This window comes from Pedococcus aerophilus (assembly GCF_039532215.1).
GTDB lineage: Bacteria > Actinomycetota > Actinomycetes > Actinomycetales > Dermatophilaceae > Pedococcus > Pedococcus aerophilus.
Map to the genome: position 1 here is coordinate 1,866,949 of NZ_BAAARN010000001.1, position 25,031 is coordinate 1,891,979.

The 25,031-nt window shown below is 70.6% G+C and carries 24 protein-coding genes and 1 tRNA gene; 9 read left to right on the plus strand and 16 right to left on the minus strand.

Translation table 11 applies throughout. The annotated features are described in order from the left end of the window. Positions 1-273 precede the first annotated feature (273 nt). Positions 274-2,691 (plus strand): transglycosylase domain-containing protein, encoded by a 2,418-nt coding sequence (locus ABD286_RS08850; protein ID WP_344192276.1) that lies wholly within the window; start codon positions 274-276, stop codon positions 2,689-2,691. 102 nt (positions 2,692-2,793) lie between these two features. On the opposite strand, the gene ABD286_RS08855 is transcribed toward ABD286_RS08850, so the two are convergent. Next, entirely contained in the window at positions 2,794-3,258 is a 465-nt protein-coding gene (locus ABD286_RS08855) for a GatB/YqeY domain-containing protein (protein WP_344192278.1), read from the minus strand. 62 nt (positions 3,259-3,320) lie between these two features. On the opposite strand from ABD286_RS08855, the gene ABD286_RS08860 reads away from it, so the two are divergent. Beyond that, positions 3,321-4,250 carry a metallophosphoesterase gene (locus ABD286_RS08860; RefSeq protein WP_344192280.1) on the plus strand — a complete coding sequence of 310 codons (930 nt, stop codon included), beginning with the start codon at positions 3,321-3,323 and terminating at the stop codon, positions 4,248-4,250. 104 nt (positions 4,251-4,354) lie between these two features. Then, positions 4,355-4,431: transfer RNA gene (locus ABD286_RS08865), tRNA-Pro, on the plus strand. Between the two features lie 71 nt (positions 4,432-4,502). Here ABD286_RS08865 and ABD286_RS08870 read toward each other — a convergent pair. From ABD286_RS08870 to ABD286_RS08880, 3 genes are all read right to left on the minus strand, one after another. Further along, on the minus strand, positions 4,503-5,081 hold the full coding sequence (locus tag ABD286_RS08870; protein WP_344192282.1) for a hypothetical protein: 579 nt from the start codon (positions 5,079-5,081) through the stop codon (positions 4,503-4,505). Between the two features lie 128 nt (positions 5,082-5,209). Further along, complete coding sequence (locus ABD286_RS08875) at positions 5,210-5,590, minus strand: hypothetical protein (RefSeq protein ID WP_344192284.1); 381 nt, start codon at positions 5,588-5,590, stop codon at positions 5,210-5,212. A gap of 59 nt (positions 5,591-5,649) precedes the next feature. Then, entirely contained in the window at positions 5,650-6,381 is a 732-nt protein-coding gene (locus ABD286_RS08880; protein ID WP_344192286.1) for a dihydrofolate reductase family protein, read from the minus strand. A 93-nt stretch (positions 6,382-6,474) separates the two neighbouring features. Between ABD286_RS08880 and ABD286_RS08885 the strand changes: the two genes are divergently transcribed. Beyond that, a complete protein-coding gene (locus ABD286_RS08885; protein WP_344192288.1) occupies positions 6,475-7,137 on the plus strand; it encodes a class I SAM-dependent DNA methyltransferase in 663 nt (220 codons plus the stop codon). 485 nt (positions 7,138-7,622) lie between these two features. Further along, positions 7,623-8,201, plus strand: a complete 579-nt coding sequence (locus ABD286_RS08890; protein WP_344192290.1) for a TMEM165/GDT1 family protein — start codon at positions 7,623-7,625, stop codon at positions 8,199-8,201. Positions 8,202-8,209: 8 nt separating this feature from the next. Here ABD286_RS08890 and ABD286_RS08895 read toward each other — a convergent pair whose 3' ends face one another. Together ABD286_RS08895 and ABD286_RS08900 are read right to left on the minus strand one after the other, a co-directional pair. Beyond that, complete coding sequence (locus ABD286_RS08895) at positions 8,210-11,254, minus strand: sensor domain-containing protein (protein ID WP_344192292.1); 3,045 nt, start codon at positions 11,252-11,254, stop codon at positions 8,210-8,212. After that, positions 11,251-11,832: a 2'-5' RNA ligase family protein gene (locus tag ABD286_RS08900; RefSeq protein ID WP_344192294.1), complete on the minus strand. Its 582-nt coding sequence runs from the start codon at positions 11,830-11,832 to the stop codon at positions 11,251-11,253. The genes ABD286_RS08895 and ABD286_RS08900 overlap by 4 nt, the downstream gene beginning before the upstream one ends. 192 nt (positions 11,833-12,024) lie before the next feature. On the opposite strand from ABD286_RS08900, the gene ABD286_RS08905 reads away from it, so the two are divergent. Further along, positions 12,025-13,110: an S-(hydroxymethyl)mycothiol dehydrogenase gene (locus ABD286_RS08905; protein ID WP_344192296.1), complete on the plus strand. Its 1,086-nt coding sequence runs from the start codon at positions 12,025-12,027 to the stop codon at positions 13,108-13,110. Between the two features lie 20 nt (positions 13,111-13,130). Further along, positions 13,131-13,784 (plus strand): MBL fold metallo-hydrolase, encoded by a 654-nt coding sequence (locus tag ABD286_RS08910; RefSeq protein WP_344193333.1) that lies wholly within the window; start codon positions 13,131-13,133, stop codon positions 13,782-13,784. A gap of 63 nt (positions 13,785-13,847) precedes the next feature. Here ABD286_RS08910 and ABD286_RS08915 read toward each other — a convergent pair whose 3' ends face one another. The 6 genes from ABD286_RS08915 to ABD286_RS08940 form a co-directional block, all read right to left on the minus strand. Next, positions 13,848-13,994 (minus strand): hypothetical protein, encoded by a 147-nt coding sequence (locus ABD286_RS08915; RefSeq protein WP_344192298.1) that lies wholly within the window; start codon positions 13,992-13,994, stop codon positions 13,848-13,850. 151 nt (positions 13,995-14,145) lie between these two features. Beyond that, positions 14,146-14,394 carry a DUF2630 family protein gene (locus tag ABD286_RS08920; RefSeq protein ID WP_344192300.1) on the minus strand — a complete coding sequence of 83 codons (249 nt, stop codon included), beginning with the start codon at positions 14,392-14,394 and terminating at the stop codon, positions 14,146-14,148. After that, entirely contained in the window at positions 14,391-16,118 is a 1,728-nt protein-coding gene (locus ABD286_RS08925; RefSeq protein ID WP_344192302.1) for an AMP-binding protein, read from the minus strand. Before ABD286_RS08925 ends, ABD286_RS08920 begins: the two co-directional genes overlap by 4 nt. Before the next feature lie 80 nt (positions 16,119-16,198). Next, positions 16,199-17,554, minus strand: coding sequence for an HNH endonuclease signature motif containing protein (locus tag ABD286_RS08930; RefSeq protein ID WP_344192304.1), 1,356 nt, complete (start codon positions 17,552-17,554; stop codon positions 16,199-16,201). Positions 17,555-17,764: 210 nt separating this feature from the next. Next, on the minus strand, positions 17,765-18,964 hold the full coding sequence (locus ABD286_RS08935; protein WP_344192306.1) for a pyrophosphate--fructose-6-phosphate 1-phosphotransferase: 1,200 nt from the start codon (positions 18,962-18,964) through the stop codon (positions 17,765-17,767). Between the two features lie 43 nt (positions 18,965-19,007). Next, a complete protein-coding gene (locus tag ABD286_RS08940; protein ID WP_344192308.1) occupies positions 19,008-19,541 on the minus strand; it encodes a L,D-transpeptidase family protein in 534 nt (177 codons plus the stop codon). Between ABD286_RS08940 and ABD286_RS08945 the strand changes: the two genes are divergently transcribed. Next, complete coding sequence (locus ABD286_RS08945; protein WP_344192310.1) at positions 19,492-19,992, plus strand: hypothetical protein; 501 nt, start codon at positions 19,492-19,494, stop codon at positions 19,990-19,992. The two genes, ABD286_RS08940 and ABD286_RS08945, sit on opposite strands and share 50 nt — an antisense overlap. Here ABD286_RS08945 and ABD286_RS08950 read toward each other — a convergent pair. Together ABD286_RS08950 and ABD286_RS08955 are read right to left on the minus strand one after the other, a co-directional pair. Further along, positions 19,925-20,554, minus strand: coding sequence for a M15 family metallopeptidase (locus ABD286_RS08950; protein ID WP_344192312.1), 630 nt, complete (start codon positions 20,552-20,554; stop codon positions 19,925-19,927). The two genes, ABD286_RS08945 and ABD286_RS08950, sit on opposite strands and share 68 nt — an antisense overlap. A 435-nt stretch (positions 20,555-20,989) precedes the next feature. Further along, entirely contained in the window at positions 20,990-21,850 is an 861-nt protein-coding gene (locus ABD286_RS08955) for a LytR C-terminal domain-containing protein (protein WP_344192314.1), read from the minus strand. A gap of 136 nt (positions 21,851-21,986) precedes the next feature. Here ABD286_RS08955 and ABD286_RS08960 point away from each other — a divergent pair, with 136 nt between their 5' ends. After that, the gene (locus ABD286_RS08960; RefSeq protein WP_344192316.1) at positions 21,987-22,481 is read left to right on the plus strand and encodes a hypothetical protein; all 495 of its coding nucleotides are present in this window, start codon (positions 21,987-21,989) and stop codon (positions 22,479-22,481) included. 60 nt (positions 22,482-22,541) lie between these two features. Here the strand turns inward: ABD286_RS08960 and ABD286_RS08965 are convergent, their stop codons facing one another. Both ABD286_RS08965 and ABD286_RS08970 read right to left on the minus strand, forming a co-directional pair. Continuing rightward, positions 22,542-23,636: an aspartate-semialdehyde dehydrogenase gene (locus tag ABD286_RS08965; protein ID WP_344192318.1), complete on the minus strand. Its 1,095-nt coding sequence runs from the start codon at positions 23,634-23,636 to the stop codon at positions 22,542-22,544. Then, positions 23,633-24,916: an aspartate kinase gene (locus ABD286_RS08970; RefSeq protein ID WP_344192320.1), complete on the minus strand. Its 1,284-nt coding sequence runs from the start codon at positions 24,914-24,916 to the stop codon at positions 23,633-23,635. The genes ABD286_RS08965 and ABD286_RS08970 overlap by 4 nt, the downstream gene beginning before the upstream one ends. Between the last annotated feature and the right edge of the window lie 115 nt (positions 24,917-25,031).

The window sequence follows — 25,031 nt, forward strand, 5'->3', positions numbered from 1 at the left end:
CACGGCGACTGCGGTGCCGCCATATGAGCGTTCCAATGTTTGAGAAACGATAGGTAGGTGGGAACTGCAACGACATGGCCCATTCGTGTAGTTCTCTGACGGCCAAAGGGACTAGTCATTCCGAACCATCCCGTAGCGGTGGTCACGGGGTGGTCATTCTGGAGGGCTCGAGGGGGTCACCGACAGGCCCTGGGATCGCGTGTTCACGCAGGTTTGCGAAGTCCGTCGTCTCGCCACACGGGCCCATCCAGACGAGGCAGTTACCCTGTGGCCATGCATGGTCGCGCCACCAACCTCGGTAATGTCGTCAGTTTGCTCGGAGCCTTCGTCGCCACGGCGATGGTGATGGGACTGCTGGCGGCGGGTCTGCTGATCCCCGCAGTGGGCGCCACGGGCAGTGCGGCGACGGCCAGCGTCACGGCGTTCGACGACCTGCCGGGCGAGTTCACCGCCTCGGCGCTGTCGCAGCAGTCGCAGATCCTCGACTCCCAGGGCAAGGTCCTCGCGACCCCCCAGGAGGAGAACCGCATCATCGTCAACCTCAAGAACGTCGCGCCGATCATGCAGAAGGCGCAGATCGCGATCGAGGACAGCCGGTTCTACGAGCACGGTGGCGTCGACCCCCGCGGCATCGCCCGCGCGGCCGTCTCCAACGCGCAGGGTGGCGACACCCAGGGCGCGTCGACGCTGACGCAGCAGTACGTCAAGCTGACGTTGCAGGAGAACGCGTTGCGCAACAACGACGAGGAGGCCGCCAAGGCCGCCGTCCGCGTCAGCGCCGCCCGCAAGGTCCAGGAGATCAAGTACGCGGTCACCCTCGAGAAGGAGATGACCAAGGACCAGATCCTCCAGGGCTACCTGAACCTCGCCTACTACGGCGACCTGGCCTACGGCGTCGAGGCCGCGTCGCAGCACTACTTCAGCATCTCCGCCAAGCAGCTCAACCTGCCCCAGGCAGCACTGCTGGCCGGGCTCGTCCAGAACCCCAGCCGCACCGACCCGGTGAACAACCCCGAGCGCGCCCAGGCGCGGCGCGACGTCGTGCTGGACCGCATGCACGACCTGGGCATCATCAACGACAAGGACTGGAAGAGCGCCAAGGCGATCCCGGTCAAGAAGATGCTCAAGGTGAAGAACCCCCTGAGCAACTGCGCCGCCTCGCGTGAGCCCTACTTCTGCAACTACGTCATGGCCTACCTCAAGACCATGCCGGAGCTCGGCAAGACCGTCCCGGAGCGCATCAAGAACATCACCCAAGGCGGCCTGACCATCCAGACCACGCTCAACCCGACGACGCAGGAGATGGCCCGCAAGCAGCTCACCAAGCGCGTCCCCGTCGGCAACGACGAGGGCATCGGTGCTGCGGCCGCGATCGTCCAGCCGGGCACCGGCAAGGTCGTCGCGATGGTCCAGAACACCACCTACACGACGGGCAAGGGCAGCCAGACCAAGGGCCTGACCGGCCTCAACTGGAACGTCGACCGTGAGTACGGCGGGGAGAACGGCTTCCAGTTCGGCTCCACCGCGAAGATGTACGCGATCGTCGAGGCGCTCAAGCGCGGCCAGGCCGTCAACGGCACCATCCCGTCGAAGTTCGCGACGACGAAGCAGCCGGCGCTCTACTCGCCGCAGGAGCAGGGTCGCTGCGGGTCCCAGCAGGCGTGGCCGGTGCGGAACGACGAGACCATCGGTGGTCGCCCGATCCCGCTGAAGACCGCCACCGCGAAGTCGGTCAACACCGCGTTCGCGTCCCTCGTGCTCAAGCTCGGCACCCAGAACGTCCGCAACATGATGACGACGATGGGCCTGCACAACGGCTACGGCGACCCGGTCGAGTGCACGCCGGCCGCAGTCACCCTGGGCGCCGGCACGGCCACGCCGCTCACCCTCGCCTCGTCCTACGCGACGCTCGCGGCCAACGGCAAGTACTGCAAGCCCAACCCGATCCTGTCGATCACGACCAACGACAAGAAGGCCCTGAAGATCAAGGGCAGCGACTGCAAGCAGGTCATCGACCCGGACGTCGCCAAGGGCACCACCGAGCTGCTCACCGGCGTCATCGAGAACGGCACGGGCCGCGGCGCCAGCCTCGGCTCCCGTCCGGCGGCCGGCAAGACCGGCACCACCGACGAGCACAAGCAGTCGTGGTTCGTCGGCTACACCCCGCAGCTGTCGACCGCCGTCTGGGTCGGCACCCCCTACACGCAGTTCCGCATGAAGAACGTCAGCCTGGCCGGCGTCTACTACGGCGAGGTCTTCGGCGGCACCATCTCCGCGCCGACGTGGCAGGCGATCATGGAGGGCGCGTCGAAGGGCATGCCCATCCGTGACTTCGACGAGCCCAGCGACAAGATCCAGAACGGTGACAAGGTCGCCGTGCCCTTCGTCGGTGGGCTCACCATCGACGAGGCGACGGCCCGCCTCAAGGACGCAGGCTTCAAGGTCCAGGTCGCCGGCAACGCCAACAGCGGCTACGGCCGCGGCCGGGTGGTCTACACCTCTCCCAACGGCACCGCGCTGCGCGGCGACACGATCGGCCTCTACCTGTCGACCGGGTACGTCCCGCAGGCACCGCGCCCCCGGGTGGACAACACGCCGAAGCCGAGCTCGAGCTCGTCGAGCAAGCCCGCGCCGAAGCCCAGCTCGACGCCCAAGCCCAAGAAGACGAACCCGCCGAAGCCCAACGGCTGACCTCGGTCATGACGAAGGCCCCTCACCGGACGGTGGGGGGCCTTCGTCGTCAGATGCCTTGCCCCGTATGGCGACTGCTCACCACCGCAGGGCATGCGCGGGTCAGCGGGCGGCGAGGGACGCCTTCACCACGGCGGCCACGCGACCGCCGTCGGCACGACCAGCGACCACACCGTTGGCGGCCTTCATGACCTGACCCATCTGCTGCATACCGGTCGCACCAGTGCTCTCGATCGCGGCAGCGACGATCGTCGCGAGCTCGTCGTCGGAGAGCTGGGCGGGCAGGTAGGCCTCGAGGATCGCGAGCTCGGCGTCCTCCTTGGCGGCGAGCTCGGGCCGACCGGCGTCGGTGTAGGCGGCCGAGGCCTCCTTGCGCTTCTTGGCCTCCTTGGCCAGCACCCTGAGCACCTCGTCGTCGGACAGCTCGCGGGCCTCGGTGCCGGAGACCTCCTCGTTGGTCATGGCGGTGAGGGCCATGCGCAGCGTGCCGGAGCGCACCTGGTCCCGCGCGCGCATGGCGGAGGTGAGGTCGCTCTGGACGGTGGCCTTGAGGCTCGAGACGGTCATGGGGCCAGTGTCGCAGGCGGCGGGTGCGGTCCCCAACCGTGTTGTTTGCGAGGATGGGCGTGATGAAGACTCTCGTGCGGACCCTCGGCGGCGCAGCGGCACTCGGGGTGGCCGGCCTCGGCTGGGCCAGCCTCGTCGAACGCAACTGGTTCGCCCTGCGGCGGTTCACCGTGCCGGTGCTCGCCCCCGGGTCGCGGCCCCTGCGGGTCCTGCAGATCTCTGACCTGCACCTCGTGCCCCGCCAGCAGCACAAGGTCGAGTGGGTGCGCAGCCTCGCCGCCCTCGAGCCGGACCTCGTCGTCAACACCGGCGACAACCTCGCGGCGCTCGACGCCGTTCCCGAGGCGCTGCGCGCGATGGAGCCGTTGTTCGCGTTCCCCGGGGCGTTCGTGCTGGGGTCGAACGACTACTACGCGCCGGTTCCCAAGAACCCCGCCCGCTACCTCACCAAGCGCCATGCGCAGGCGCCTCCCGGCCGCATCCTGCTGCCGGTCGAGGACCTGCGTTCGGGGATGGAGGCCGGCGGGTGGGCCGACCTCGACAACGCCCGGACATCCCTGTCCGTGGCAGGCTCGACCATCGAGCTCGTCGGCACCGACGACGCCCACATCCGCCACGACCGGTATGCCGACGTCGCCGGCCCTGCTTCCCCCACCGCTGCGCTGACCGTGGGAGTCACGCACGCGCCGTACCAACGGGTCCTCGACCCGATGACCGACGACGGGGCGCGGTTGCTCCTCGCGGGCCACACCCACGGCGGGCAGCTCGCGGTGCCGTTCCACGGCGCCCTCGTCACCAACTGCGACCTGCCGACCGACCGGGCCAAGGGGCTGTCGCGGTGGTGGCCCGGCGCAGGCTCGGCACCCTCGTCCCTGGCACCGGCCGACGCCGCCTGGCTGCACGTCTCCGCCGGCCTGGGGACGTCGCCCTACGCGCCGGTGCGGTTCGCCTGCCGCCCCGAGGCGACCCTGCTGACCCTCGTCCCGCGCTAGGCGCCGGGCCCGATTGGGAGGCGCGGCAGGCCGTGGGCTATCCTTCCTTGTCGCTGCCGAATTCAGTGTCTGACCACGTCAGATCTGCTCGGAAGTGACTGCCACGGGGTGTGGCGCAGCTTGGTAGCGCGCTTCGTTCGGGACGAAGAGGCCGCAGGTTCAAATCCTGTCACCCCGACCAGCAGGACAGCAGTGTCGAGGCCACCAACCACCCGGTTGGTGGCCTCTTCGTTGTTCCGGCTGCGCCGGCAGTCAGAAGTCCTGCGGCTGCACCGGCGCTCCGGAGCCGTCGAACAGCGACACGGACTCGATGACGACGTCCTTGCCCAGGCCGGCGTAGAAGAAGCGCCCCCGGGCGACCGAGGCGGGCAGGTCGCCGGTGGCGGACTCGATGGACGCACCGTTGTCGAGGGTGATCCTGACTGTGCGCGTGCTCAAGGGGACCGGACCGTAGGCGTAGAGGAAACCGTCGTCCATCCCACCCGTGGCATAGCGGCCGCCGGACGGACGGTCACTGAAACCGCAGGCGCCGCTCCCCGAGGCTTCGGGGGCTGTGGTGGCCTCGAGGCACAGGCCCTCGCTGGAGCGGTGCGCCACGAGCTCCACGCCTTCAGGGATGAAGTCGGCCTCGAGCACGTACCGCGACGCCTCGGGCGTGAGACGATCCGGTGGGCCGGTGTCCGCGTCGCAGGCCGCCAGCAGTCCCGCCCCGGTGACGACGAGCGCACCGGCCAATGGCCGCGAGACGCGCGGTCGGACATTGGCCCACGGCCCCTGGCGGTCCAGAAGGAACCACCAGGCCGGTGGTCCCGACTTCCTCATTCTCGCCATGGCCAGATGATGCCGGACGACCGGGGCCTCTGAAGGCACAACGACACGCATCGGGTGGCCGGCAGACGGGCCGAACCGTCGGGGTGGGCTGGAGCCCGACACCCGTGGCCCAGAGCCCCCGAAATCCCCTACTCGCTCTTGTTCGACCCAGCGCGACCACTGCGACGGCGTAGCGCCAGCACCGCTGTCCGGAGCAGGACCAGCCGCCACGCGACGAGGACGGCACCCAGAGCTGCCAGCCCGATCCGCGCCAGGACACCGTCGTTGTTCTGCACGAACCCCGCAGTCAGCGCGCCGGCGACGACGAGCAGCACGACGACGTGGATGACCACGGCCCAGCGCAGCGTCCCGATCCGCGGTGGCGGCGTGTGGAACGGCGACTCCGGCCCGGGTGCCTCGGCGAACCTCGACTCCCACGACTCGCGGGCTAGCTCCCCCTGCGCCGCAACCAGGTTCTTCGCCGGTCGCTGCTCGCCACCGTCATTGCTGCGCGGCTCCCCAAGGCCCATTGTTCGCACACGCGGGCGCGCGCCACCAGACGCCCCACGGCCGTCGCGTGCGGGGCGGCCTACCCTCGCGCGACGTCGTACCTCGCCCACGTGCTGCCGTGGTCACCCCGGACCAACCCTCGCGGTAGCAGCCGCACGGGCGACCCGCCGGGGTCGAGGCCCGCACCGTCGTTGAACGTCGGCGTCGTCAGTCCTCCGATGAGGACGGGGAACGTGATGACGTGCACCTCGTCGACCAGACCGTCCCCGATCAGCGCACCGTTGACCCCACCCCCGCCATCGGCAACCACCGCGCGAACTCCGAGCACGGCATACAAGCGCTCCAGCGCGAGCCTGAGGTCCACCCGCTCGACTCCCGCGACGAGGTGACCGACGCCGAGGTCGCGCAGGCGGCGCAGGTATCCCGCGGGGGTGGCCTCGCACACCAGGACGAGCAGGGCGGTCTCGTCGTCGCCGGTGTAGGTCCAGTCGACCCTTCCGCGCCCGTCCACGACGACGAACCAGCGAGGCGCCCGTCGCGGCAGGTGGTCGCGGTGGAGCGAGCCACCATGTGCCGAATCGTCTTGCGACCATGGCGATTCCGCTTCTGTGGCCACGAAGGTGCCACTGCCCTCGAGGACCACAGTCGGGGCGTGGCGGTCCTCGATCCACGTGCGCCGCTGGTCGACCAGATCCTGCACGTCCGCCGGCCAGGCTGCGCCCCACCGTGCGCCGACGTCGGGCTCCAGCAGGCGCTCGCCTGCCGAGAGCGTGATCCGCCCGTCCACGCTGGCCGTGGTCGTGAGGATCACGCGCGGACGAACCGCTGGCGTCGCATCGGCATCCGGCATGGGTCGGCATGGTGTCAGCACCCACCGACAGCGCCCCTCGTGCCATCATGCGGCGTGCCCGAGACCACCCCGGACCTGTTCGCACCCGAGCGCATCCGGGCCGCCTACGACGTGGTCGCCGACTCGTACGCCGCCATGCTCCCCGACACCCGGGCCGAGGCGCCGCTCGACCTCGCCATGGTCGATGCGTTCGTCGCCGCGGTGACCCACGGTGGCGACGCGAGCGTCCTCGACGCGGGGTGCGGCACCGGCCGGATGAGCCGCTACCTCGCCGACCGGGGCTGCACCGTCCGTGGCGTCGACCTGTCTCCCGGCATGGTCGCCGCGGCCCGACGGTCCCAGCCCGACCTCGGGTTCGCGGTCGCCTCGCTGAACGCCCTGCCGTTCGCCGACGCCGAGTTCGCGGGGGTGCTGCTGTGGTACTCGACGATTCACATCCCTCCCGCCGGCCAGCCCACGATCTTCGCCGAGGCCGCGCGCGTCCTGCGGCCGGGCGGCCACGTGCTCGTCGCCTTCCAGCGTGGCGAGGGGGTGCGCGAGGTCGTCGGCTACCGGCGCCACGGCCACGACGTCACCCTCCACCGACACCTCTTCACCGCCGACGAGGTCGCGAACCACCTCGCGAGCGCGGGGCTCACCGAGGTGGCGCGTATGGAGCGCGCAGCCGTGGGCCCCGAGCGCGAGGGTCAGTTAGTGGTCCTGGCCCGAGTCGACTGACCCCACCAAGCCGGCTGACCCAGCACAGGTTGCTGCCCGGACCACAGGGTGCAACCTGCCCCTCCGGCAGCACCTTCTGCTAGCAGGGGTTGCTGCACGAGACGTCGAGCGGGCTGTTCAGAGAGGCGGCGCCAGCTCCATGGCCATGCAGACGCCGTCCGTCGCGCCCCCACGACCCCAGAAGGGGGCGCCGCCGCAGGCGAGCGGTGGAAGGGAGCTGGACGGCGGTCCGGGACATGGGACGACCCTAGGACGGATTCGCTCCGAGCCGCCCTGGCCGGGTACCGTGAGGGCTCGAAAGGGAGTAGTCCCCAATCGCCGCGTCGACACACTGACCCCCGGGTCCGGTGCGGTGGGCCACCAGATCTGATCGGTGGCGGACGAGACTTTCGACCAGTACACGAACCCATTTTTCGGACGTGCCTGGTCGAAGGGACGTCCCAGACACGCTCTCCTCGGCCTGGCGGCTAGGAGACGCATCACCCATGGACGCCTTCCTCTTGAGCACTGCGGTCATCTTCGTGGCCGAGCTCGGCGACAAGAGCCAGCTCATGGCCATGACCTTCGCGACGCGCTATCGCGTGCGCCAGGTCCTCATCGGCATCACCATCGCCACGGCGATCGTCCACCTCGCCTCGGTGGGCATCGGGGCGTGGGTCGGCAACTCGTTCGCGGACAAGCAGTGGATCATCTCCATCGTCGCGGGGGTGGCCTTCCTCGTCTTCGCGGCCTGGACCCTGCGCGGCGACGAGCTGACCGAGGACGAGGCCGACAAGGCCCGACGCAGCACCGGCAAGGCGATCATCGCGGTCGGCATCGCCTTCTTCCTCGCCGAGCTCGGTGACAAGACCATGCTCGCCACCATCACCCTTGCCACCCAGGAGGGTTGGCTCGGCACCTGGATCGGCAGCACCGTCGGCATGGTCGCGGCCGACGCCCTGGCGATCGGTGTCGGCGCGGTCCTCGGCAAGAAGCTCCCCGAGCGCGTCATCAAGATCGGCGCGGCGGTGGCGTTCCTCGTGTTCGGCCTGATCCTGATCGCCGAGGGCCTCGGCTGGTTCTGAGCCCGCCGTCAGGCGGCTGCGACCTCGACACCCTCGGGCACGACGAACCCTTCGGCCCCCAGGAGCTCCAGGAACTCCTCCGCGGGGATCGGGTGCCCGAGGTGGTGGCCCTGCGCCAGGTCGACGCCTTCGAGGGCCAGCACATCGAGGACGGCCGGGCTGCTCACGTACTCCGCGACGGTCCGCTTGCCGAGCTCGTGGGCGACCCGGACGACGGACGCCACGATGGCGCGGTCGGTGGGGTCGACGTCGCACCGGGCGACGAACTCGCCGTCGATCTTCACGTAGTCGAAGGGCAGGTGCTTGAGGTAGGAGAACGAGCCGAACCCGGCGCCGAAGTCGTCCAGCGCGAACCGGCATCCCTCCTCAGCGAGCCGCTCGGCGAAGACGCGGGCAGCCACGAGGTCGGGCACGATCGCCGTCTCGGTGATCTCCAGGACCAGCCCGCGCCCGTCGGCGCCGGACCTCAGGAGGGCGGCCTGCACGACCTCCTCGATCTGGGGGTCGCCGACCGACCGGCCGGAGAGGTTCACCGAGAGCTCGAAGTCCGGGTGCACCGCCTGGAACCGCTGGAGCAGCGGGATCGACCGCTCGAGGACCCACCGGTCGATGGCCAGCACGAGGCCGGACTTCTCGGCCTGCTGGAGGTACTCACCCGGGGGCAGCGCGTCCCGGCCCTGGCCGAGGCGCAGCAGCACCTCACCACCGGTGACGCATCCGCGGGCGATGTCCCAGATCGGCTGCAGGTGCAGGCTGAACTCGTCGTTGGCGATGGCGGTCTCGATGCGCTGGCTCCAGCCCAGCGTCGAGGAGGTGGGTGCTTCCGCGGACTCGCCGGACGTCAGCACGGCCCAGCCGTCGCGGCCGCCCTGCTTCGCCTGGTACATCAGCGCGTCGGCGCTGGTGAGCAGCTCCTCGGCGCTCTCGAGCCCGGCTTCCTCCCCGCCGATGACGACGGCACCCACGCTCGCGGTCACGGCATCTGCTGCCGCCCCGAGGGCGGTGCTGTGCGCGCGGACCGCGGTGACGAGGTGCTCCGCGACGAGCTCGGTGCCGGCGCGGTCGGTCTCCAGCAGCAGGACCGCGAACTCGTCGCCACCCAGTCGCGCCACGACGTCGGTGCTCCGCACGCTCTGGCGCAGGACCTCGGCCAACGACGCGAGGAGGACGTCACCGGCGGCGTGGCCGAGGGTGTCGTTGACCTCCTTGAAGTGGTCCAGGTCGATGAGGAGCAGGGCCCCGCGGGCTCCATACCGGCGGCAGAAGTCGAGGTGGCGGTCGAGCTCGACCGAGAAGCGGCGGCGGTTGGCCAGCCCCGTCAACGGGTCGTGGTCGGCGAGGTGGGCGAGCTGCTGCTCGTAGGTGTGCCGCTCCGAGACGTCGGCGACGTTGACGAGGAGCTCGTCCTCCTCGGGCGAGCCGCCACCGGCGAGGACCGTGCTCGAGAGGTTGAGGTGGACCTCGACGTCCAGCGGCGTGGTCACGGTCCAGTCGGTGCGAGCGCCCGCCTCGCGCGTCGTGCACGCGAGCAGGGTCGGTATGCGGTCGTCGTCGACCGCGCCGAGGGTCGCCAACGGGGCCCCCACGAGCTGGGTCTCCGTGCGACCGAGGAGCAGGCACAGTGAGGGGTTGACCTGGCGGACGATGCCGTCGCGGCCGAGGACGGCGATGCCGTGCGGTGCGTCGACGAACAGCCGCTGGATGCGGTCGTGGCTGGCGCGGAGCAGGCGCTCGCGCTCGCGGTCCCGGCTGACGTCGCGCGCCATGATCAGGGCGGCGCCCGAGGTGGTCGTGGTGCCCGGAAGGGGGCTGACCCAGACCTCGTGCTCGGCCCCGGACTGCGGTGCGATCAGCTCGACGACGCCGTCGCGGCCCTCGAGGGCACCGTCGATGAGCGGCTTGAGCAGGGCGAAGCTCCTCGGGGTGAATGCCTCGGAGACGTCCCGGCCGGCTGCCGTGGCCAGACCCTGCCTACGGGCACCGCCGCCGGTGGAAAGCGACACCTCGAGGGTGCGGTCGAGGACGAGGACAGCGGTGTCGGGGAGGTGGTCCATCGACAGGCGCCAGAGGGCCTGCGCCTCCTTGAGCTCGCGGCGCATCTCGACGGCGGCGGTCGTGTCGACGGCGACCCCGAGGTACCCGGTCACCTCGCCGGCCTCCGAACGCAGCTCGGTCACGGCCAGGCGGACGGTGATGCGCCGACCGTCCTTGCGGACGTAGGTCCACTCGCGGCTGGGCATGTGGTTCTCGGCGAGGGTGGCGAACACGGCGATGCCGGGCTCGACGCCGAGCTGGGAGGCGGCCAGCGCCACCTCGCCCTCGTCGTGGATCAGCTCGTGCGCCTTGCGGCCCACGGCGTCGGCAGCGTCGTACTTGAGCATGTCCTCGGCGCCGACGTTGAAGTTGGTGATGACGCCGTCGGCATCGGTGCTGATGATGCTCGTCAGGCTGGCGCCACCCATGATGGCGCGCAGCTGGGCGGCGGCCTCGCGCTCGGCGCGGTTCTGCGCCGTGAGGCCGCGCACCACGCCCTGGATGACGGGGGCGGCGAGCAGGGCCACGGCGGCCCAGAGGACAGCGGGGCGCCACTCCACGGGGACGTCCTGCCCGGGCCCGGCCACGAGGTTGGTCGCCAGGGACGGTCCGACGAACGCGAGCACGGAGAGCGCGGCGGCGATCGCGAGGTCACCGAGCGTGCCGAAGAGCGCGAGCCAGACGATCGGGACGGCGATCAACGGCCCGACGCCGGAGATGGCCCCACCGAGGGCGTCGCGCAGGAAGATGACGGACACCATGACGAGCAGCGGTGCGGTGGGGTCGACCCAGGACCGCCGGCGACGCCGCACGGTCAGCCAGCCCAGGCCGAGCCCGCCCGCGAGCAGCGCCAGGGAGAAGATTGCCCCCGTGTTCAGCTGCGCGGACGGCAGCAGCGTGGCTGCCAACGCGCCGACCACGAGGATGCCGAAGGCCAGCCCCTCGTTCCTGCGCGGCCGGGCCCCGGTGGCGGACCTCGCCAGGTGGCGCCCGTTCTGCTGAAGCTCGAGCACGCTCATGGTGCCTGCGTCCCCACCGGGATCTGGATGAGGGCGTGGATGTCGGCGGCGGAGTCGGCTCCCGAGTGGGCCCAGCTCGGCTTCAGCAGGACGAGGTCGGGCATGACCCAGCGCGGTCCGGTGTAGCCCTCGAGGGCGGCGACGAGGCGTTCGAGGTACGGCAGCGAGGTTTCCGGGGTCACCGTGCCGACGGGCACCTGCGCCTTGAACCGTCGCCGGTCGACGTGCAGACCGAGGGCCTGGACGATCTCCGGGATGGACCGGGCGATGGACACGAGCCGGTCCACGTCACCGGCGAGCGGCGTCGAGACGGACAGGTCGCCGGGCGCGACGAGCGCGAGGCAGCCGGCCATCTGCAGGCGCGGCGGGGGCGACCATCCCTTCGCTGCCTCGTTGAGGTGCTCGACGAGGCGCGCCGCGTCGGCGCGGGCGAGGTTGCCGAAGCTCGTGACGTGCACGTGCATGTCGTCGACGGAGACCGGCGAGAACTCCTCGGGCCGCCCCGGCACGGAGCGGACGAGGTCGACGAGCTCCTCGACCGCCTCGCGAGGCGGGAAGAACGCCGCGTGCAGCAGCACGGGACCACTCTCCTTCCATCTCTGCGGGACCCGGGGACTCGGTTGCCGATGATAGGCACGCGGTGCGGTGGTCCAGGGCCGTTTGGCTGCTCGGCGGCGCAGACCCGGCCGATCGGATGAGGCGTATGGAGCGCGGGTTGCCGTGCCGACCCGTCTGTGGCAGCCGCCTGTCACCGCGCATAGGGTCGGTGCATGCCACAGACCGTCAAGGGCGTCATCGCCCGCAGCAAGGGTGCCGACGTCGAGCTCGTCGACATCATCGTGCCCGACCCGGGCCCCGGTGAGGCCGTCGTCCAGATTCAGTCGTGCGGGGTGTGCCACACCGACCTGCACTACCGCGAGGGCGGGATCAACGACGAGTTCCCGTTCCTGCTCGGCCACGAGGCCGCGGGTGTCGTCGAGGCCGTCGGCGAGGGCGTCACGGACGTCGCCCCCGGCGACTTCGTGATCCTCAACTGGCGCGCCGTCTGCGGCCAGTGCCGCGCGTGCGCCAAGGGCAAGCCCTGGTACTGCTTCAACACCCACAACGCGAAGCAGAAGATGACGCTCGAGGACGGCACCGAGCTGTCCCCGGCGCTCGGCATCGGTGCCTTCATCGAGAAGACCCTCGTGGCCGCCGGCCAGTGCACCAAGGTCGACGCCGAGGCGGACGCCGCCGCGGTGGGCCTCCTGGGCTGCGGCGTGATGGCCGGCTTCGGTGCCGCCGTCAACACCGGCGGCGTGGGCCGGGGCGACTCCATCGCCGTCATCGGCTGCGGCGGGGTCGGCAACGCCGCCATCGCCGGCGCCGCGGTGGCCGGTGCGACGACGATCATCGCCGTCGACGTCGACGACCGGAAGCTCGAGGGCGCTCGCGCCTTCGGTGCCACCCACACCGTGAACGGCAAGGACGAGGACGTCGTCCAGCGCATCCGCGAGCTCACCGGTGGCTTCGGTGCCGACGTGGTCGTCGAGGCGGTCGGTCGTCCCGAGACCTACGAGCAGGCCTTCTACGCCCGTGACCTCGCCGGCACCGTCGTCCTCGTGGGGGTGCCCACCCCCGACAAGCAGGTCACCCTGCCCATGATCGAGATCTTCGGTCGCGGCGGTGCCCTCAAGTCGAGCTGGTACGGCGACTGCCTCCCGTCGCGCGACTTCCCGATGCTCGTCGACCTCTACCGCCAGGGTCGCTTCGACCTCGACGCCTTCGTGTCCGAACGCATCGGCCTGGGCGACATCGAGGGAGCGTTCCACAAGATGGAGCGCGGCGAGGTCCTCCGCTCGGTCGTGGTCCTGTGAGCGGGTCGAGCGACTCGGGTATGCCGTCGATCGCCCCGTCTGCGGGGGGCGTACGGGTCGAGCGGCTGGTGACGTCGGGGCAGTTCGAGCTCGACGGCGGCAGCTGGGACGTCGACAACAACGTCTGGGTCGTCGGCGACGACAAGGAGTGCGTCGTCATCGACGCCGCCCACGACGGCCGCGCGATCGTGAAGTCGATCGACCGTGAGCGCAAGGTCGTCGGCGTCATCTCCACGCACGCCCACAACGACCACATCAACGCGGTCGGTGAGGTCTGCGACGGCACGCGCGCGCCGGCATACCTCCACCCGGCGGACCGGATGCTCTGGGACGAGCTCTACCCCGTCACCCCGGACCATGAGCTGGCCGACGGCCAGGTCATCTCCGTCGGTGACGTCGAGCTCCACGTCATCCACACGCCCGGGCACACCCCGGGCTCGTGCTGCCTCTACGCCCCGGCCCTCGGCGTCCTCTTCACCGGCGACACGTTGTTCAAGGGTGGACCGGGCGCGACCGGCCGTTCCTACAGCGACTTCGGCACGATCATCGAGTCGATCCGCGACAAGGTCCTGACGCTGCCCGACGAGACCGTCGTGCTCACCGGTCACGGTGACTCGACCGTCATCGGTGCCGAGGCGCCGCACCTGCAGGAGTGGGTCGACCGCGGCCACTGAGCCGCGTCAACCGAGCCATCGGATCCCGGCGGGTCGCTTCGGCGGCCCGTCGGGATCGTCGTTCTACAGGACGTACAGCCCGGCCATGACGAGCAGCACTGCGGCGACGTAGAGGACGACCATGGCAGCGGCGACGGCGCTGGCCGTGTGGGTCACCCACCACCGCGAGTTGTGGTGGGGCAGGTGGAGCTGCTGGTGTGTCGTGCGCATCGGCGCACCCCCTCTGCTCGGTTCGTGCCTGTTCTCCGAGGCTACGCCCGGTCCCGCCGTGGCCTCCGACCGCCACGCCGCGCACGCTGGTCGGCGCGGACGGGGCGGACGGGGCGGGAGTGCAGCGTCCTCCAGCGGTGTCGACCAGCCGTCAGCCGCGGTAGCCCTCCACGACCTTGGCGTCGCGGACCTCGGCAGCGGCGGGGTCCTCGCCGAACTCCCGCTTCGCCCGCCGCTGGCGCAACAGGTCCCAGCACTGGTCGAGCTCGACCTCGATGGCCTTGAGGCGGTGGTTCTCGTCCTCGACGCTGATCTCGCCGGTCCCGAGCCGCGCCCGGAGTCCGTGTTCCTCATCGATGAGGCCCTTGATGTGCTTCTGGATGTCGATGTCGTCGGTCATGACGTGCCACCTTTCAGGTCGGGGAACTGGTCGTCGCGGAACTCTTCGGACAGGGACTGTCCACCGTCGAAGGCGTGCTGCTCCCGGTCGCGCAGCTCGACCCGGCGGATCTTGCCCGAGATCGTCTTGGGCAGCTCGAAGAACTCCACCCGCCGCACCCGCAGGTACGGCGCGAGGTGCTCACGGGCATGGGCGAGGATCGCCTTGGCCGTCTCAGCATCGGGCTCCCACCCGGCTGCCAGGGCGACATACGCCTTCGGCACGGCGAGCCGCGTCGGGTCCGGCGCGGGCACGACTGCTGCCTCGGCCACCGCAGGGTGCTCGATGAGGACGCTCTCGAGCTCGAACGGCGAGATCTTGTAGTCGCTGGCCTTGAACACGTCGTCGGTCCGGCCGATGTAGGTGATGTAGCCGTCGGCATCGCGGGAGGCGACGTCGCCGGTGTGGTACCACCCGTCCGCCATCGCCTCGGCCTGCCGCTCGGCATCACCGAGGTAGCCGGTCATGAGGTTGACGGGGTGCTTCGACAGGTCGAGGACGATCTCCCCCTCCTCCCCCACCTCACCGGTCAGGGGGTCGACCAGCGCCACGGGCACCCCCGGCATCGGGCGCCCCATCGAGCCTGGCTTGAGCGGTTCGCCGGCGATGTTGCCGATCTGCAGGGTGGTCTCGGTCTGCCCGTACCCGTCACGGATGGTGAGGCCCCAGGCCTTCTCGACCTGGCTGATGACCTCGGGGTTCAACGGCTCACCGGCCGCGAGCAGCTCACGCAACGCACCGCTGCCGCCAGTGAGGTCGGCCTGGATCAGCATGCGCCACACCGTCGGCGGCGCGCAGAACGTCGTCACCCCGGCCCGCCGGATCTGGTCCAGCAGGGCGACGGCATCGAACCGCGCGTAGTTGTAGACGAAGATCGTCGCCTCGGCGATCCACGGCGCGAAGAAGCAGGACCAGGCGTGCTTGGCCCAGCCGGGCGAGCTGATCGCCAGGTGCACGTCTCCCGGTCGACCCCCGATCCAGTACATGGTCGACAGGTGTCCCACGGGATAGGAGACCTGGGTGTGCTCGACGAGCTTGGGCTTGCTGGTCGTCCCCGACGTGAAGTAGACGAGCAACGGGTCCGTCGCGGCGGTGACGCCCTCGAACGGGCGTCCTTGCGCTGCATACGAGTCCGCGTAGTCGTGCCAGCCGTCTCCGCCACCCACGGCGATGCGCAGGTAGTCGCCCGGCACCTCCTCGAACTTGACCGTGTCCGCGAGGTTGGCCACCACGACGCCGGCGCCACCGCGGTCGACCCGGTCGCGAAGGTCCGCGGGCCCGAGCGCTGCCGTGGTGGGCATGATGACGGCGCCGAGCTTGGCGATCGCGAGCATGGTCTCCCACAGCTCGACCTGGTTGCCCAGCATGAGCAGGACCCGGTCGCCCTTGCCGACGCCGAGACCGGACAACCACACGGCGACCTGGTCCGAACGGGTCGCCATCTCGTCGTAGGTGATCCGCTGCTCGGATCCGTCCTCCTCGACGACCCAGAGCGCCAGCTGGTCGTTCCCGCGAGCCACGACATCGAACCAGTCGGTGGCCCAGTTGTACCGCTCCCCCACGTCGGGCCAACGGAACTCCGCCAGGGCCCGGTCGTGCTGCCCGGAGAGCTCCACGAGCTGGTCACGTGCCGATCGGTAGGCAGCGGTGCCGGGGTTCTCTGCGTTGGTCGACGTCGTTGTCATCCCTCGACCCTGCTATGCACGAGCACACATCGCAAGGGCACGAGGGGGACCCCGCCGGGGTGGCGGGGTGCGGGGCGGGGTCACGCGGGCTCCTGCGCAGCGCGCCGCGCGAGCAGCTGGTCGTAGCTGCCCAGGGTGAGGTCCCACTGCACCCGCTCACCTCCGCCTTGCCCCGTGCCGGGGTCCGGGTCGGTCACGACCCGGCCGGCGAGGCGGCGGGAATGCACGACCGTGTGGTGCCGCCCGCACAACAACGCCGCGTTGCCCACATCCGTGACCCCGAAATCTGCCCAGTGCACCAGGTGATGAGCGTCAGCCCACTGCGCCGGCACCGAGCACCCCGGGAACGTGCAACCCCCGTCCCGCAGCCACAACCTGCGCGTCTGCGCCGTCGTGAACAACCGCACCGCCCGCCCCTGGTCCAGCACCTCCCCTGCCGATCCCAGCACCACCGGCAGCACCGACGCGTCACACGCCAACCGTCGCACCGTCTCAGGGGCGAGCAGGGTCCCCGCGTCAACACCACCAACAGTGCTCCCGGCACGCAGACCACCCACGCCCCGGACATCCCTGCCCAGAGCAGCCCAGTCCACCGACACCACCAGCTGCGTCTTCGCGACCGGACCCACCCCCTGCCCCGACACCACCGCCCGCCGCACCAACTCCACCAACGCTTCACCGCGGCGCTGGTCACACGACCTCAGGTCCCGCATCCCCTCCACCGGGCGCGGCGCGGACAACGGACCCAACGCCGCCTCCAGCACCGCCCTGCCCTCCGGATCCAGCACCAGCCGGTACTCCGAGATGCCCGACCCGTCATCCGCCGGCTGGGACAAGGCCACGAACCGGCGTGCCACGTCCTGCTCGACCTGCAGCTGCCCATCGCGGCCGTACCGGGCCAGCAACGCCGGCCGAACCATCCGACAGCCCCGCGGACCATGCTCGACCGCCATGTCGACCAGACCCGCCAGCACGTGCGGCTCCGCCCCCTCAGCCAGCAACGGGCGCAACCTGTCCGCCTCCGTCACCACCACCGCCGCCGACCGCACCGGCAACCGCCCCGACTCCACCGCCACCCGCACCGGCTCGTTCACCGGCTTCGCGAACGCCGCCGCAACCTCCACCACCGCCCGAGCCCCACCCGCCCGCGTCGACGGCGCATGCTCCCGCACCCACTGCACCGCAGTCATCGCCCGCACCCCCGAGCCGGGCTCACCACGGTCGATGGCCTCACCCACCACCGCGACCCGGGCCGCGTCACACACCGACCCCAACGCATCGACCTCACCCAACAGCTCCGCCAACCCACCCACACCACCAGCAGTGCCACCACCAGCGGAGCTGCCATCACTGGTGTTGCCAGGTGCCTGCCACAACCAGTCACCGATCCCGGTCAGGGCCACCCGGGCAGCCGCGATCGCCTCGCGTCGCTGCACCAACGTCTGACCTTGACCCATACACCGACACTAACGGCGACCACCGACAGCCCACCCCACCCGGACCACGACGAAACCCGTTGCCCCGCAACACATCCCACGCCATACCAAGACTGCAGATGTCAACCACAGACCGGCCACCTGTGGACGACGTCAGGCCGCAGCATCCCCCTGTGGACAACGCCGGGAGGAGCCGCGGTCAGCAGGGATCTACGCCTGGCCGAGGTCCGCGAGCAGCTCGGTGAACCAGGGCTGCGACGGGTCGAACGCCTTGCCCCCCGCGATGCGGTCGAACTCGATCGCCCGGAGCTCGTCGCCACGCTCCTCGTCCTGGCCGACGACCCCGGAGTCACCGCGCAGGGCTGCGTCTACGGCGAAGTCGGTGCACTGCCGGATCAGCGCGAGGTCGGCATCGTTCGCCGCCGCAGAGCGCGAGAAGTACCCGCTCTTCTGGACCAGCACCTTGTCGGCACCGAGCAGCTCGGCGAACTGCTTCGCGAACCACTGGCCCGGGTTGATCTTGTCGATCTGCACGTGACCGAACGGGTCTCGCGGCACCTCGGCGCCGGACTCCTCCAGCGACGCCACGATCTCGGCCAGTCCGGCGCCCTCGGAGATGAAGAGGTTCACGCCGTCGGACTCGTCCATCACCGCACGCAGCCGCTTGGCCTCCTCCGCGATGTCGAACGGTCGCTCCGGCACGAACACCGCGTGCACGTCCCAGCGCTCGGGCGAGTTCTCGAGCCACCCGGCGAACGACGAACCCTGCACCCAACGGTGGTGCTCGAGCGCTGTTGCCGCCGTGAGCCATCCACAGTTGCGCCCCATGACCTCGTGGACGACGAGCATGCGGGGGTTGGACGAGTGCTCGGCGATGATGTTGCGCGCGTAGATCGCCCCCTGCTCCGCCGCGGTCCAGGCGCCGAGGGACTGACGGATCGGGACGACGTCGTTGTCGATCGTCTTCGGGAGGCCGACCACGGTGAGCTCGTAGTCGTTGGTGTGCAGGTAGGCGGCGAGGTCAGCAGCGGTGCCGTTGGTGTCGTCGCCACCGATGGTGTGCAGGACGTCGACACCGTCACGGCTGAGCTGCTCGGCGGCAACGTGCAACGGGTCCTGACCCTCCTGCACCAGGCCGCGCTTGACGCAGTCCGCGACGTTGGTGAGCTTGACGCGGCTGTTGCCGATGGGGCTGCCACCAAAAGCGTGCAGCTTGTGGGCGTTGGCCCGCACCTCGTCGGTCACCTCGACCGAGTCGCCCGTGAGCAGACCGGCATACCCGTTGCGGTACGCGAGGATCCGCACGTCGGGAGCCACCTCGGTGTACCGCTCGATCAACCCGCCCACGGCGGAGGACAGGCACGGCGCGAGGCCACCGGCGGTCAACATGGCGACGGTCTTCACAGGCATGCGCCCACTCTGCCGTGTCGCCGCGGGTGCGACCAGAGCAGCCTCAGCGGATGGACATCACGGCGCCCGACCGCTCCCAGCGCAGCACGGCGAGCAGGGCCGAGGTCGGCAGCGAGACGCAGCCCGCCGTGCCACCACCGGTGTCCACGTGGAAGAAGATCGCCGAACCCTTGCCGGGCGTGCGCGACTCGTTGTAGCCGATCACCTGGGCGTAGGTGTAGGCAGGCGTGTTGAGCAGGTCCTCTGCTGAGTCCCAGCGGCCGTTCACAGGCTTGCGCTGGTGGGTGTTGTAGAGCGACGACCCGCTGTCGTCGACCCAGACGTCGCTGCTGTCGACCCTGAACCACCCCTGCGCGAGGCCCGGGTTGCCGCGCGCCCCGAACCCACCCCGCAACGGGTACGTCCCCGCGGGCGTCCTCAGGTCGCCCTCCCGCTTGGACCAGCTCACCCCGTTGCGACCGACGTGGCCGGAGTAGGGACCGAGGTCGAGCAGGTAGCGACCACCAGAACGACGACAGGCGCGGACGGTGGCCGACGACCCCGACGAGTCGACGAGCACCACCTGCGGCGCCGTCACGCCGGACGGCACCCTGCACGTCGCAGCAGGCGCCTTGCTGGTGGTCGAGCTGGGGGTGCGCCGAGGTTTCGGCGTCTTCGTCGGCGCAGGTCGCGCGGTCGGTCGCGCGGTCGGCCGGACCGAGGTGGGCGTGGCCCTGCGGGTCGTCGTCGTGGCCGGCCGGGACCTCGTCGACGTGGCCGAAGTGGTCGAAGCGGTGGTCGTCGCGGTTGAGGTCGTGGTGGTCGTCGTCGCGGGCACCCGCGTGGACGACGGCGCAGTGGTCGAGGGGCTCACCGTCGGCGGCGCCGCCTGCTGCGCGTCGTCGCCGCACGCCGCCAGGGCGAGGGTGACCAGCACGGCGGTCGAGGCGAGCGCCGCCCGCCGGGTCCGCCGCGTGGCGCTCATCGGTCGAAGTGCTGGTAGTCGGGGTTGCTCCACAGGCCGCCCCAGCGCAGGCCTTGGCTGGTGAACGCCCGCACCGCCGCGCTCCCGCTGGAGGAGAAGACTCCCGGCGCCGGACCGCGTCGGCTCAGCCAGTAGCGGTCCGGGTAGACCCTGCCGTCGTCGGCGACGTACGGGTTCTCGAAGTCGTTGACGTCGATCGCCGTGCCGTAGGCGTGCTTGCTGTAGACCTTGCTCGCCTCCTCACCGCCGACGTACCGGCAGTTGAACGCCGAGGTGTTGTCGGCCTCCATCGCGGCGTAGTCGTCGGCCCCCGGCCCCTTGGGGTTGTGACCCCAGCTCGAGTCCATCGGCTTCATCTGCCGGATGCGGAACTTGAGCTCGTAGAGCCGCGTGAACGCTGCCGCCGTCTCGTCGGCGATCGACGCGTTGACGACGATCGATCCGCGCGATCGCTTCCCGTCGAAACCCCAGAAGTTCACGCGCACCCACCGCAGCTGCGAGCGCCCGACCGGACACCCCTTCGTCCACGAGTAGCCGACCATCGAGGCCCACGCCGAGTCGGGGATCGCGCCGACCGACGCGTTGGCCCCCGTGCCGACCGCAGCCTCGTTGCGAGGGAACCGCACCGTCGGCTCCGCGCCGGCGCGGGGCACCGGCGACAGTGACGTCACCGGCTTCGGCGCCGGCACCCTCGAGGACGAGGACGGGGTATGCCGCGTGGTCGGCTTCCTCGCCGTCGTCGCCGTCGTCGCCGTCGTGCGCCCTGCCGTGACCGTGGTCGCGCTCGTCGACGGTCGAGCGGTGGTCCTCGTCGATGTCGACGTGGTCGTCGACGAGGGGCTTCCCGGGGTCGTCGACGAGGGGCTTCCCGGGGTCGTCGCCACCGGCGCCCCGGTCGCAGGAGGCGAACCTGGGGACGACGCCGGAGCACCCCCGCACCCCGCGACGAGGGTCACGGTCAGCGCGACGACGGGGGCTGCACACCGGTGGAGGGGGCTCATCGGGGCACCACTGTGCCCGTTTCGTCCGAACCGGACAACCAGGCGTCCGCGGTGGTGGGGTCAGCTGTCCTTGCAGGGACGCGAGACGGTGGGCACGACGTCCTTGGGTCGCTCGGGAAGCGGCGGGACGTCGGCCTCGGGCACGAGCTCGGTGTAGGCGTTGCCGATGACGAGGTCGAGGCGGGTGCCCTTGCGGTCGATCTTGAGCAGCTCGGCGCCGGGCACGTGCTGCTTGAGCAGTGCCGCGGCGAGGTCGCCGTCCTCGCCGTACCGGATGACCGCGGTCCCGAGCTGCATGGTCTGCAGCGGGTCGTTGGACACGTCCTTGATCTTGAAGCCGCGGGCCTTGACGTCGTCGGCGACGACCTTGGCGAGCCCGGTCTTGTAGGTCGTGTTGTAGACGTTGACCGAGACCTCGGAGGGGATCGGCTTGAGCCGCTCGGGCATCGCCACCAGGTCCTGGTAGCCGATGCCGACGACGACGTCGACCGAGGTGCCCTTGCGGACGTCGGCGAAGAGCTTGGCGCCGGGGATCTGCGAGGCGACGAGCAGCGCCTGGTCCAGGCCGGCCGGACCGTGGTGGACCACGGCGGACTGCGTGACGTACCAGGACTCGGGGGCGTTGCTGATGCCGCCGACCTTGAACGTGCGCTTGGCCAGACCGGTCGCCACCTTGGCCGCCGTGCCGTCGACGCCGGTGGCGTTCATGACGTTGACGGTGAACGAACCGCGGGCCGGGGCGGGGACGACGGTGGGCTGGCACGCCGCCTTGGGCGGGGCCGGGGTCATCCAGCCGCTCGAGTAGGCCGCGGTCATGCTCGCCGTGCCGAGGAGCACCCCGGGGATGGTCACGAACAGCATGATCTGGCGCAGGCGGTGCGTGCGCCACACCTGCGTCGGCGTGCGGTCCTCGTCCTTCATCACTACCCCCTGGCTCCTGCTCCGGCTCTTTCCCAATGGTCACATCAGTCACACGAGTCACATGTCAAGCGACACGCTCACCACGGCATTCGTCACCGAGACGTGACGATCCGCGGCAGTGCGAGGATGGCGGCCCATGACCCCCTTGCCGCGCTTCCTCCGCGCCCCCGCCCGCCGGGTCCGCGCCGGCCTCGCTGCCGGTACGGTCCTGCTGCTCGTCGTCACCGGGTGCGGCGGGCCGGACGAGCTCGAGGGAACGGTCGTCACCGTGGGCACCGACGACAAGGACGACCAACCCCTGGGCGGGGGTCGGCTGGCGGTGCTCGACGGCGACGGCCTGCGCGACTTCCTCGGCGCGGCAGGGATCGACACTCCCCCCGAGGCAGAGATTCCCTACCTCGGTGGCCGGGTGCGGCGCGACGACGTCGCGCGCGCCGGCGGCTCACTGGTGACGATCGACGACGAGGGCAAGTTTACGCTGACGACGACGGGTCGCCGGACCATCTGCCTGCTCCTCGAGACCCCTCAGGTCGACGTGCTCCGCGGCTGCGTCGCCGTCGACCTTCCGGCCTCGGGCACCCTGACCCTGACCATGAGCAGCGACGAGCTGAAGGCCGCCCTCGAGGACTGACCCGGGTGCTCGTGCGGGTCACTCGTCCGGGGGCTCGTGCGCGCGCTCGTCCGGGGCTCCTCAGACGGCGGCGACCGCCAGGTCCTTGGCCACCAGCTCGGCGACCTGCACCATGTTGAGCGCCCCGCCCTTGCGCAGGTTGTCGCCGCAGATGAAGAAGTCGAGGGTGTTGGGGAAGTCCAGCGCCTGGCGCAGCCGCCCGGCGAACCTCGGGTCGGACCCCACCGTGTCGTTGGGCGTCGGGAACTCGAAGGTCTCGGGGTCGTCGAGGACCACCACCGCCGGGGCCTCGACGAGCGCCTGGCGCGCCTCGTCGACGTCGATGGGCCGGGCGAACGTGGCGTGCACCGCCACCGAGTGGGTCGAGATCACCGGCACCCGTACACAGGTCGCCGAGACGCGCAGGTCCGGCAGTCCCAGCACCTTGCGGGTCTCGTTGCGGATCTTGAGCTCCTCGGACGTCCAGCCGTCCTCGGCCGCGGTGCCGATCCACGGGAGGACGTTCATGGCCAGCGGCGCCGGGAACGGCGAGTCGGTGCCGAGCTCGAACTCGATGAGCCGGCGCACGTCGCCGGGGGCGTGACCCAGCTCGCGGTGTCCGGCGACCACCTCGATCTCGTCGTGCAGGCGCGCCATACCGGCTCGTCCCGCACCCGAGGCGGCCTGGTAGGTGGCGACGACGAGCTCGGTGAGCTCCCACCCGGCGTGGAGCACGCCGAGGGCATCGATGATCGTCAGCGTCGTCGCGCCCGGGTTGGCGAGGATCCCCTTGGGGCGGTTGCGCACCTGGTGGGGGTTGACCTCGGGGACGACGAGCGGGATGTCGGGGTCGCCGCGCAGTGCCGAGCTGTTGTCGATGACGACCGTGCCGCGTGCTGCCGCGATCGGGGCCCAGTGGGCGGCGACCGGAGAGGGGAGGTCGACCAGCGCGATGTCGACCCCGTCGAAGAACTCCGGGGTGAGCTCCTGGACGACGACCTCACGACCGCACACCGTGAGCACCGTGCCGGCGTCCTCGGACGCTGCGGCAGCCCGGATCTCGCCCCAGATGTCGGCCCGCATCGCGAGCACCTGCTGCGTGACCCGCCCCACGGCTCCCGTGGCACCGACCAGGGCGAGGGTCGGCCGAGGAGCGCGGGAGGCGAGGGAGGTCACCGTCCGGAGCCTCCGTAGACGACGGCTTCCCCGTCGGCGGAGTCCAGTCCGAAGGCCGTGTGCACGGCGCGGACGGCGTCGTCGAGCAGGTCGGCGCGGGTCACCACGGAGATGCGGATCTCGGAGGTGGAGATCATCTCGATGTTCACCCCGGTGTCGGCGAGCGCCTTGAAGAACGTCGCCGAGACGCCGGGGTGCGAACGCATACCGGCACCGACGAGGGAGAGCTTGCCGATCTGGTCGTCGTACTGGATCGACCCGAAGCCCACGGACTCCTGGACCTTCTTCAGCGCGTGGACCCCGGTCTGACCGTCGGTCTTGGGGCAGGTGAACGAGATGTCGGTCAGGCCCGTGTCGGTGGCCGACACGTTCTGGACGATCATGTCGATGTTGATCTCGGCGTCGGCACAGGTCTGGAAGATCTCGGCGGCCTTGCCGGGGTGGTCGGGGACGCCGACGACGGTGATCTTGGCTTCGCTCCGGTCGTGGGCGACACCGGCGATGATGGGGGCTTCCACGGTGTCTCCTGCGGTGGTGGTGGGGACGGGGGCGTCCGTGACGATGGTGCCCTCCTTCGCTGAGAAGGAGCTGCGGACGTGGATCGGGATGGCGAACCGGCGCGCGTACTCGACGCTGCGCAGGTGCAGGACCTTGGAGCCGGACGCGGCCAGCTCGAGCATCTCCTCGTTGGAGATGCGGTTGATCTTGCGGGCGGCAGGGACGATGCGGGGGTCGGCGGTGAAGACGCCGTCGACGTCGGTGTAGATCTCGCAGACGTCGGCGCCCAGCGCCGCCGCGAGCGCGACCGCGGTGGTGTCCGTGCCACCCCGGCCGAGTGTGGTGATCTCCTTGGTGTCCTGGCTGACGCCCTGGAACCCGGCGACGATGACGATGTGGCCCTTCTCGAGGGCGTCGGTCACCCGGCCCGGCGTCACGTCGATGATGCGGGCCTTGCCGTGCGTCGAGTCCGTGATGACGCCGGCCTGGCTGCCCGTGAAGGACCGCACGGTGTACCCGAGGTCGGCGATCGCCATGGCCACCAACGACATCGAGATGCGCTCACCGGCGGTGAGGAGCATGTCCATCTCACGCGGCGGCGGCTGCGGGCTGACCTCGTTGGCGAGGTCGAGCAGCTCGTCGGTGCTGTCACCCATGGCCGACACCGCGACACAGACGTCGTTGCCGGCCTTCTTGGCCTCGGTGATCCGGCGGGCGACCCGCTTGATGCTGGCGGCGTCAGCCAGCGATGAGCCGCCGTATTTCTGGACGACGATCGGCACGGTGGAACTCCTGGGGACCAGACGACGGTGCAGGGCGCGTGCGTGGGGGCCACGCGCGCGTAGCGTGCAGTCTATCGACGGTCCTCATGGTGGGACGCGGCAACCGTATGGCGGA

Coding starts and splice junctions, on each gene's coding strand:
- ABD286_RS08890 (WP_344192290.1), top strand. CDS start 7,623: ATGGACGCCTTCCTCTTGAGCACTGCGGTCATCTTCGTGGCCGAGCTC.
- ABD286_RS08915 (WP_344192298.1), bottom strand. CDS start 13,994: ATGCGCACGACACACCAGCAGCTCCACCTGCCCCACCACAACTCGCGG.
- ABD286_RS08935 (WP_344192306.1), bottom strand. CDS start 18,964: ATGCCTGTGAAGACCGTCGCCATGTTGACCGCCGGTGGCCTCGCGCCG.
- ABD286_RS08860 (WP_344192280.1), top strand. CDS start 3,321: ATGAAGACTCTCGTGCGGACCCTCGGCGGCGCAGCGGCACTCGGGGTG.
- ABD286_RS08955 (WP_344192314.1), bottom strand. CDS start 21,850: ATGAAGGACGAGGACCGCACGCCGACGCAGGTGTGGCGCACGCACCGC.
- ABD286_RS08910 (WP_344193333.1), top strand. CDS start 13,131: ATGCCGTCGATCGCCCCGTCTGCGGGGGGCGTACGGGTCGAGCGGCTG.
- ABD286_RS08920 (WP_344192300.1), bottom strand. CDS start 14,394: ATGACCGACGACATCGACATCCAGAAGCACATCAAGGGCCTCATCGAT.
- ABD286_RS08960 (WP_344192316.1), top strand. CDS start 21,987: ATGACCCCCTTGCCGCGCTTCCTCCGCGCCCCCGCCCGCCGGGTCCGC.
- ABD286_RS08895 (WP_344192292.1), bottom strand. CDS start 11,254: ATGAGCGTGCTCGAGCTTCAGCAGAACGGGCGCCACCTGGCGAGGTCC.
- ABD286_RS08855 (WP_344192278.1), bottom strand. CDS start 3,258: ATGACCGTCTCGAGCCTCAAGGCCACCGTCCAGAGCGACCTCACCTCC.
- ABD286_RS08870 (WP_344192282.1), bottom strand. CDS start 5,081: ATGGCGAGAATGAGGAAGTCGGGACCACCGGCCTGGTGGTTCCTTCTG.
- ABD286_RS08905 (WP_344192296.1), top strand. CDS start 12,025: ATGCCACAGACCGTCAAGGGCGTCATCGCCCGCAGCAAGGGTGCCGAC.
- ABD286_RS08875 (WP_344192284.1), bottom strand. CDS start 5,590: ATGGGCCTTGGGGAGCCGCGCAGCAATGACGGTGGCGAGCAGCGACCG.
- ABD286_RS08925 (WP_344192302.1), bottom strand. CDS start 16,118: ATGACAACGACGTCGACCAACGCAGAGAACCCCGGCACCGCTGCCTAC.
- ABD286_RS08850 (WP_344192276.1), top strand. CDS start 274: ATGCATGGTCGCGCCACCAACCTCGGTAATGTCGTCAGTTTGCTCGGA.